Genomic DNA, 8,087 nt, shown 5'->3' on the forward strand with positions numbered 1-8,087 from the left:
CGCGCGGACGCGACCGCGGCGGCGATCCGCCGCCGTGTCGCCGAGGAGGACGGCGAACACGACGAGAGCGCCCCGATCGAAGCGATCGTCGGCGGCGGCGAGGGCGACGAACCCGCACGAGTCGAGTGTCCACACTGCGGCCGGGAGACCGACGCCGAGATCGAGTTCTGTCACTGGTGTACCGAACCGTTGCCGTGGGCCGACGAGGAGTGACGCGTGGCGACGTAGTTTCTCACACCTGATAACTGCGCGCGAACGTTCATATACTCCGACAGAAACCGTTCGGGTACGGACGCGAACGACGGACGGAACATGAGTCTGAATCCACGACGATACGACGTACGGGAGTTGCGCTGGCTTGCGGGAACGCGGGCGAGCGCCGACGATGCGGCTCGGGAGCGGCCGCTTCGTCCACCGAACGGGAGCCGAGCCGAGCAGGCGGCGCGCTCGGCCGCGTTCACCGAACTCCTCGGGCGTCAGCGCGGCCTTCGGAACGCGAGTCGCGGGGACCGACCGTACCTACGGACGGTTCCCGGCGGGCCGGCAGCGGAACACGAGATAGCCGACTGGATCGGCTACCTCGTCGATGTCGGCGGCCATCTTCGGAGCCGAGACGCGCTCTCGTACTACGCCGAGATCGGGTGGATCGCCCCCGGTGTCGCCGACGCGTTGGAACGCCGGTTACACGGGTTCGACGCGCCACGACACGACCGGGCGTTCACCCCGGCGGACCATCGGATCAGCCTCGTCTCCATCGTCCGGATCGCTTCGTGTGCGAGTGAACAATGAGCGACGCAGAATCCACGGAATCCACTGACTACGACGGAACCGACGCCCCGACACCGGTCGGGGTGAAACTCGGCAGCACCCGGACGGTACTCGACCTCCCCGACGAGCGCGGGGAGCGCGAACGACACTCCACGCTCACCTGCCTGGCGACGTACGACGACGCCATCACGGGCGAGGAGAAGGTCCTGTTCGGCCACGACGCCGCGATCGAGTACCCGGACACGGTCCGGTTCATGCTCCGATCGGGGCTCCCCGAGGACGACGACAGCGTCGCCGACGCCGAGCGCTTCTTCGAGGCGATCGTCGAAGCCCACGACGTCCCCGCGGACAGCGCGGTCGTCTACGCGGTGCCGACGATCGACAACGAGGCCGGCGTCGAGAACCTCACATCCGTGATCGAGGGCTCCTCGATCGGTGAGGCGGCGGCGCGAAGCTTCCCCGAATCGCTGTGTGGGGCGATCCCCGCCTACGGCGACGGCCTCGACGCGATCGACGACGTGTTCGTCTCTGTCAACATGGGGTCGACGACGCTGGAGGCGTGTGCGTACCGCCGCGGCGAGCAGCTCTCGCCGTTCTCGACCGGCTCGGTGACGGGCAACGAGGTCGACCGCTGGATCGTCGCCGCCGTCGAGGAGGAGAGCCAGGGCCGCGTCCACATCGATCGGACGACCGCCCGGGAGTACAAGGAGGAACACGCCGACGTGTACGAGTTCGAACCGTTCACCGACGTGGTCCAACAGCCCGGCGGCGGGAGCCACGAGTTCACCGTCGATCGCGGGGTCCGCGACCCGGTCGACCGCTACATCGACGACGCGGTCGACGTCGTCGCCAACGAGTTCCTCCCGGCGCTCGCGAACGACCACATGAAACCCTACCAGCTGGCGCTGGGCCGTCCGATCGCCGTCACCGGCGGGATGGCGTGTATCCCCGGCCTCGTCGAGGAGTTCGAGACGCGGCTCGCCGCCGAGCTCGACCGCGATATCGAGGTCGTCTCGCCCGACGATCCCGCGACGGCCGCCGCGGAGGGTGCCGCGCGCATCGCGGAACGACTGGTCTGAACGGCGCCTTCGGCGCACTCGCTTTTCGGAGCCGACCTGTCGTAGAGAGCCGACACGCTCTACCGTCGGATCGGAACCGTGTGATCGGGAATGACCCGCTTTGCGCATCGAGGGGTCGGCCAACGACCGTCTCGGGAGCTCCAGACCTCCGGAACTGAACTATCTGCAGAAATACGGACCCTGATTCGTCGTTTGACCAAATATATATATTCAAACTCGTCGAATGCAATTGTATATAAAAGATGTTATCAGTACGTTATGTGAATGAATGGTCACAAAACTATATATCACCGTGTGCCCTCCGGCCGGTGTATGCCATCTGGTAACCAGAGTCGACGTAACTTCATCAGGGCTGCCGGCGCGACCGGCGCGGCCGGACTAGCGGTCTCGATCGCGGGCTGTGCCGACGACACGGACGAGAACGGGCAAGGGTCCGCCCCCGACGGTGCCGACGAGCTCGGCGAGCAAGTGCGCGAGATCAACTTCGTCATTCCGACGGCCGGCGCGAACTCGTTCCGGAACGAGCTCGGGGTGATCACCGCGGAGAACTGGGAGGAGATCGGGTTCGAGGTCGACCTCGAGGTCCTCGAGTTCGGCGCGCACGTGGACAAAGCCGTCGTCCAGCAGGACTTCGACGCCTCGCTGCTCGGCTGGGGCGGAACCCCGGAGCGGATCGACCCGCACACGTTCATCTACGACATGCACCACTCGGACAACACGGGACAGGGCGGCCGCAACACGCCCGGGTACTCGAACCCCGAGTACGACGAGCTCGCCGAACTCCAGGTGACACAGCCCGACGAGAACGAGCGACAGCAGACGGTGTACGAGGCACAGGCGATCCTCTCGCGGGACCAGCCGCGGACGTACATCGCCAACGAAGGGGGGATGCACCCGTACGCGAGCGCCCGTGTCGAGAACGTCGACGCGACGCTCGGCGAGGGGCTCAACTCCTTCTGGAACATGATCTCGGTCACGCCGATAGGCAGCGATACGGTGACGATGGGGTACCCCTCCGAGATCATCTCGCTCAACCCGATGCAGGACCTCGCCACGCCGGACAGACAGTTCGTCCGGCTGTTGTACGACCAGCTGTTCCGCATCGGGCCGGACGGGCTCCCGCGACCGTGGGCGGCCGCCGACAACCCGGTCGTCGAGGACGACGGCCGGACGTACACCGTCGAGATCCGCGACGACATGACGTTCCACGACGGGGAACCGGTCACCATCGACGACGTCGAGTTCACGTACGATCTGTACGCCGATTCGCCGACGTACAGCGGTCTCGTCGAGATCATCGAGGAGGTCGACACGTCCGGAAACGAGATAACGTTCCATCTGGGCGAACCGTTCGCGCCGTTCACGGCGAACGTGCTCGGACAGGTGTACCTGTTCCCGGAACACGTCTGGGGCGACGTCGAACCGGAGGAGCTGGCCGACTTCCGCGACCCGAACTGGACCGGGAGCGGGCCGTTCCAGTTCGAGGACTGGGAGCGTCAGTCGGAGCTCCAGCTCAGGGCGTTCGCCGACCACTTCAACCCGCCGAACACGGAGCGGTTCATCCGTATTCCGGGTGCGGACGTCTCCCAGCTGGTCGGCGACCTCGAGTCCGGACAGATCGACTTCATCGGTGCGGTTCCGCAGCCGGCCACACTCACCCGGATCGAGGACGACCCCGACCTCAGTGCCACGCCGTTCGAGGCGATCGGTTACGCGAAGATCGCATACAACCTCCGCCGCGAGCCGCTCGACATGCGCGGTATCCGCCGAGCGCTCTCGTATTCGGTCCCGAAGGAGGAGTACGTCGAATTCATCCGTGACGGGATGGGGACGGTCACCGACTCGACCATCTCGGTCCACAACGAGTTCTGGCACAACCCGGACGTCGAACAGTTCCGGCTCGACCTCGACGCCGCCCGACAGGAGCTCGCCGACGCCGGCTTCGGCTGGGACGACGACGGCCTGCTCCATTACGGAGCCGACCAGTAACGATCCGAATTATGAACCCTATTTCACCGTGACCGCTCAATCGGCACCCCGATCGAGACAAGCCGCCCGTGCGCCAAGAGGGGGTGAGTGACGCGTGGCGCTCCGTGAGTTCGTCGTTCGCCGGGTCGCCCAGCTCGTCGTTACGTTCTGGGCGTTCTTCACGCTGCTTTTCGTCCTCTTTCGGCTCGTCCCGGGGGACCCGACATCCATGTTCCTCCTGGACGGGATGACGGCGGAGCAGCGCGAACAGCGGATAGCCGAGCTCGGGCTGGACCAACCGCTGTACGTACAGTACGTCAACTACGTGGAGCAGCTGCTCACCGGCGACTTCGGGCAGTCGTTCATCTACCGCGAACCGGTGATCGACATCATCGTCGTCAGGTTCATGAACACCATCGTCCTGATGGGGACCGCGCTGTTCTTCGCGTACCTCATCGGCGTCACGTTCGGTGCGCTGATGGGCTGGTGGCGCGGGTCACGGTTCGAGCGCGGCGGGATCATCGTCACCCTCGTCGCTCGCTCCTCGCCGGAGTTCTGGGTCGGGATCGTGTTGCTCTCGGTGTTCGTCTTCTGGCTCGGTTGGTTCCCGTCCAGCGGGATGCGGACCACCGGCGGGGTGCTGGGCGGCGGGTTCCTCCAGCGGTACGGCTCCGTGGACTTCCTTCGGCACCTGTTCCTGCCGGCGCTCACCGGCGCGATCGTCTACCTCGCGACGCCGACGCTGTTGATGCGGAGCACGATGCTCGACGTCCTCAAGGCTGACTTCGTGGAGATCAAGAAGGCCGAGGGGCTGCCGGAGTGGACCGTCCTGTACAAACACGCCGCCCGCAACTCGGTGTTACCGCTCGTCACGGTCATGGCGATCGCGACCGGGGCGGCGATGGGCGGCTCCGTCGTCATCGAGACCGTGTTCAACTGGCCCGGGATGGGCCGTGAGATGGTTCGAGCGGTGAACAACAACGACTACCCGGTCGCCATGGCGGCGTTCTTCCTCATGGGATCGGTGGTGATCCTGATGAACTTCGTCGCCGACTTGGCGTACGTGTACCTCGATCCGCGGGTGGAGTACGAATGAGCACCGAAACAGACCGATCGACGGACGGCGCAGTCACCGGAACCGCGAAGCGCGTCGAACAGCTCAGAGCCGGACTGGCGGTGTTCAAAGGGGACCGCCTGGGACAGATCGGCCTCGTGCTCCTCGCCGTCTTCGTGTTCGTCGGGGTTTTCGCCCGACCGATCTCGATCGAGTTCCTGAACGTCACGATCCCGGGGCTCGCGCCGTACGACCCCAGCGAGCGAGCGATCGGCGGGCGGTTGGAGTCGCCGTCGCTCGCACATCCCCTCGGAACGACACAGCTCGGCCGCGACGTACTCTCCCAGCTGATAGCGGGGACGCGCGTGACTCTGCTCGTCGGGACGCTCGCCGCGTTCATGGCCGTGTTCATCGGCACCAACGTCGGGCTGGTGAGCGCCTACTACGGCGGCTGGGTCGACGACGTGCTGATGCGGATCACGGACATCGTCTACGCGGTCCCGTTCCTGCCGTTCGCGATCGTCCTCGTGGCGATCGTCGGCAGCAGCATCGTCAACATCATCGGCGCGATCGTGTTGATCCTCTGGCGGTCGACCGCCCGGGTGATCCGGTCGCAGGTGTTGAGCCACAAACAGCGGCCGTACGTCGAGAGCGCCGAGGCGATCGGCGCGAGCGACCTGCGGATCATGTACAAACACATCCTCCCCAACGTGTTGCCGCTGGCGTTCCTGTACGCCGCGTTCGCGGTCGGATACGCGGTTATCGCCGAGGCGAGCCTCTCGTTCCTCGGCTTCGGCGACCCGAACATGCTGTCGTGGGGAGAGATGATCTTCACCGTGTACACCGCCGACGCGATCCGACAGGCGTGGTGGTGGGTGTTCCCGCCCGGGATCGCCATCACGCTGTTCGTGATGTCGGTGTTCTTCATCGGCCGCACGTTGGAGAAAGTCATCAACCCCGAACTGAGGCATCAAGAATGAGCCTACTCGAAATCACTGACCTACGGACGTACTACCGGGCCGACGACGGCTGGGTTCGCGCCACCGACGGCGTGTCCCTGTCGGTCGACCGCGGCGAGACTGTCGGACTCGTCGGCGAGTCCGGCAGCGGAAAGACCACGCTCGCGAAGTCGATCATCCGGCTGTTCCCGGACAACGCGGAGATCCGCGGCGGATCGATCGAGTTCGACGGAACCGAGATAACCGAACTCACCGACAAGGAGCTCCGCCGACGGATCCGGTGGCAGGAGATCTCGATGATCCCGCAGAACGCGATGAACGGGTTCGACCCGGTGTACACCGTCGGCGACCAGATCGTCCAGGTGATCCGTCACCACGAGGACGGCGTGTCGAAAGCCGAAGCGCGGTCGCGCGCCCGCGACCTGTTCGACGAGCTCGGGATCGAACCCGACCGGATCGACGACTACCCGCACCAGTTCTCCGGCGGGATGGCCCAGCGGGCGATGATCGCGCTGGCGCTGGCGCTCGGGCCGAGCCTCGTGTTGGCCGACGAGCCGACCACCGCGCTCGACGTCGTGATCCAAGACCGGATCCTGGAGACGATCACGGAGAAACAGGCGGAGATCGACAGCGCGATGATCATGATCACCCACGACATGTCCGTCGTCTCCGAGACGTGTGACCGGATCGCCGTGGTGTACGGCGGGCGAGTGGTCGAGATCGCCGACACCAGAACGGTCATCACGAACCCGCGACACCCGTACACGCTCGGCCTCCGGAACGCGTTTCCGGACATCAGCGACGACGACCAGGAGCTGATCTCCATTCCGGGGACGCCACCGGATCTCGTCGACCCGGACGAGGGGTGCCGGTTCGCGCCGCGATGCCCGTTCGCGGAGGAGGACTGCTGGGACGTGACGCCCGAGCCGCGGGAGTACGAACCCGGCCATCTCGTCGAGTGCCACCGGGCGGACGAGATCGACTACCTCCAGGAGGCCGCCGGCCGGAAGGCGACCTGGCAGGACGCGGACGCCGACGGTGGCACCGCCGTTTCGGACGGCGGGACCACCGAGGATTCGGGCGATGACGCCGGCGCTACGGCCGGGAGGTCCGACGCCGTCGACCCCGGAGGTCCCGACGATGTCTGAGGCGACCGAGCGCGTCGTCGACCCCGACCGGACGTACAAGCTCGAGGTTCGGAACCTCGAGAAACACTTCCCGGTGAACACGGGGATCGTCTCGCGGATCCTCCGCGGCGAGAGCGACCGGGCGGTGCGGGCGGTCGACGGCGTCTCCCTCGGAATACGGGAGGGCGAGGCGTTCGGGCTCGCGGGGGAGTCCGGCTGTGGGAAAACGACGCTCGGAAAGTCGGCGATCCGCCTGATCGAACCGACGGGCGGCGAGGTGTACTTCGACGGGACGGAGATCACGAACGCCGGCGGGGCCGAGCTCAATCGGTTCCGCCGGGAGGCACAGATCATCCACCAAGACCCGTACCAGTCCTTGAACCCGCGTTTCACGGTGTACGAGTGGGTGAAGGAACCGCTCGACGTCCACGACATCGGGAGCGCCGAGGAGCGTGACGCCCGGGTGTACGAGACAATCGAACAGGCGGGGCTCCGGCCGGCCGGGGCGTACGCATCGGAGTACCCGAGCGAGCTGTCGGGCGGCGAGCGCCAGCGGGTCGGGATCGCCCGCGCGCTGGCACTCGAACCCTCGTTCCTGCTCGCCGACGAACCGGCGAGCATGCTCGACGTTTCGATCCGCGCGAGCATCCTCGACCTGTTCAAGCAGCTCCAGACCGACCTCGGGCTGACGGCCGTGTACATCAGCCACGACCTCTCGCTACTGAAACACATGTGTGACCGGATCGGGATCATGTACCTCGGGCAGCTGGTGGAGGTCGGCCCCGCCGAGGAGATCATCGACGACCCGAAACACCCGTACACGCAGGCGCTGGTCTCGTCGGTGCCGCGGATCAACCCCGACGAGGACCGCGAGCGGATCGAGCTCGTCGGCGAGGTACCGGACCCGGTCGACATGCCTGCGGGGTGTCGGTTCCATCCGCGCTGTCCCCGGATCGTTCAGCCGGAGGGGTACACGTTCGACCAGGACGACTGGCGGGCGGTCGTCGACCTCCGCCGTGACCTGCTCGCGGACGAGCTCGACCCGACCGCGGCGACCCGGGAGGACGGCGGTTCGGGGAGCGACCCGACCCCAGCGGCGATCCGCGAGGCGTACGGCGTCCCGGAGCGACTC

Annotated in this window: 8 protein-coding genes; all 8 read left to right on the top strand. The window is 66.3% G+C overall.

Annotated elements, in window-relative coordinates:
• Nucleotides 1-213, top strand: a 213-nt coding sequence (locus ACFQEU_RS08110; RefSeq protein WP_465261125.1) for a DUF7575 domain-containing protein, incomplete at its 5' end; no start/stop codon positions are given.
• A gap of 99 nt (nt 214-312) precedes the next feature.
• Nucleotides 313-789, top strand: a complete 477-nt coding sequence (locus tag ACFQEU_RS08115; RefSeq protein ID WP_379781024.1) for a FlaD/FlaE family flagellar protein — start codon at nt 313-315, stop codon at nt 787-789.
• Nucleotides 786-1,847, top strand: coding sequence for a hypothetical protein (locus tag ACFQEU_RS08120; RefSeq protein ID WP_379781026.1), 1,062 nt, complete (start codon nt 786-788; stop codon nt 1,845-1,847). The genes ACFQEU_RS08115 and ACFQEU_RS08120 overlap by 4 nt, the downstream gene beginning before the upstream one ends.
• Nucleotides 1,848-2,159: 312 nt before the next feature.
• A complete protein-coding gene (locus ACFQEU_RS08125) occupies nt 2,160-3,836 on the top strand; it encodes an ABC transporter substrate-binding protein (RefSeq protein WP_379781028.1) in 1,677 nt (558 codons plus the stop codon).
• 94 nt (nt 3,837-3,930) lie between these two features.
• Nucleotides 3,931-4,911 carry an ABC transporter permease gene (locus ACFQEU_RS08130; protein WP_379781030.1) on the top strand — a complete coding sequence of 327 codons (981 nt, stop codon included), beginning with the start codon at nt 3,931-3,933 and terminating at the stop codon, nt 4,909-4,911.
• Nucleotides 4,908-5,849, top strand: a complete 942-nt coding sequence (locus ACFQEU_RS08135; protein WP_379781032.1) for an ABC transporter permease — start codon at nt 4,908-4,910, stop codon at nt 5,847-5,849. The genes ACFQEU_RS08130 and ACFQEU_RS08135 overlap by 4 nt, the downstream gene beginning before the upstream one ends.
• Complete coding sequence (locus ACFQEU_RS08140) at nt 5,846-6,976, top strand: ABC transporter ATP-binding protein (protein ID WP_379781034.1); 1,131 nt, start codon at nt 5,846-5,848, stop codon at nt 6,974-6,976. Before ACFQEU_RS08135 ends, ACFQEU_RS08140 begins: the two co-directional genes overlap by 4 nt.
• Nucleotides 6,969-8,087 (top strand): ABC transporter ATP-binding protein (locus ACFQEU_RS08145; protein ID WP_379781037.1); only part of this gene is annotated, 1,119 nt, incomplete at its 3' end. The genes ACFQEU_RS08140 and ACFQEU_RS08145, both read left to right, overlap by 8 nt.

Origin of the sequence: Halorubrum tibetense (assembly GCF_042661865.1) — an archaeon.
Lineage (GTDB): Archaea > Halobacteriota > Halobacteria > Halobacteriales > Haloferacaceae > Halorubrum > Halorubrum tibetense.

Excerpts from the sequence above, each read along its gene's own strand:
- ACFQEU_RS08115 (WP_379781024.1), top strand. The coding sequence starts at position 313 with ATGAGTCTGAATCCACGACGATACGACGTACGGGAGTTGCGCTGGCTT.
- ACFQEU_RS08120 (WP_379781026.1), top strand. The coding sequence starts at position 786 with ATGAGCGACGCAGAATCCACGGAATCCACTGACTACGACGGAACCGAC.
- ACFQEU_RS08125 (WP_379781028.1), top strand. The coding sequence starts at position 2,160 with ATGCCATCTGGTAACCAGAGTCGACGTAACTTCATCAGGGCTGCCGGC.
- ACFQEU_RS08135 (WP_379781032.1), top strand. The coding sequence starts at position 4,908 with ATGAGCACCGAAACAGACCGATCGACGGACGGCGCAGTCACCGGAACC.
- ACFQEU_RS08140 (WP_379781034.1), top strand. The coding sequence starts at position 5,846 with ATGAGCCTACTCGAAATCACTGACCTACGGACGTACTACCGGGCCGAC.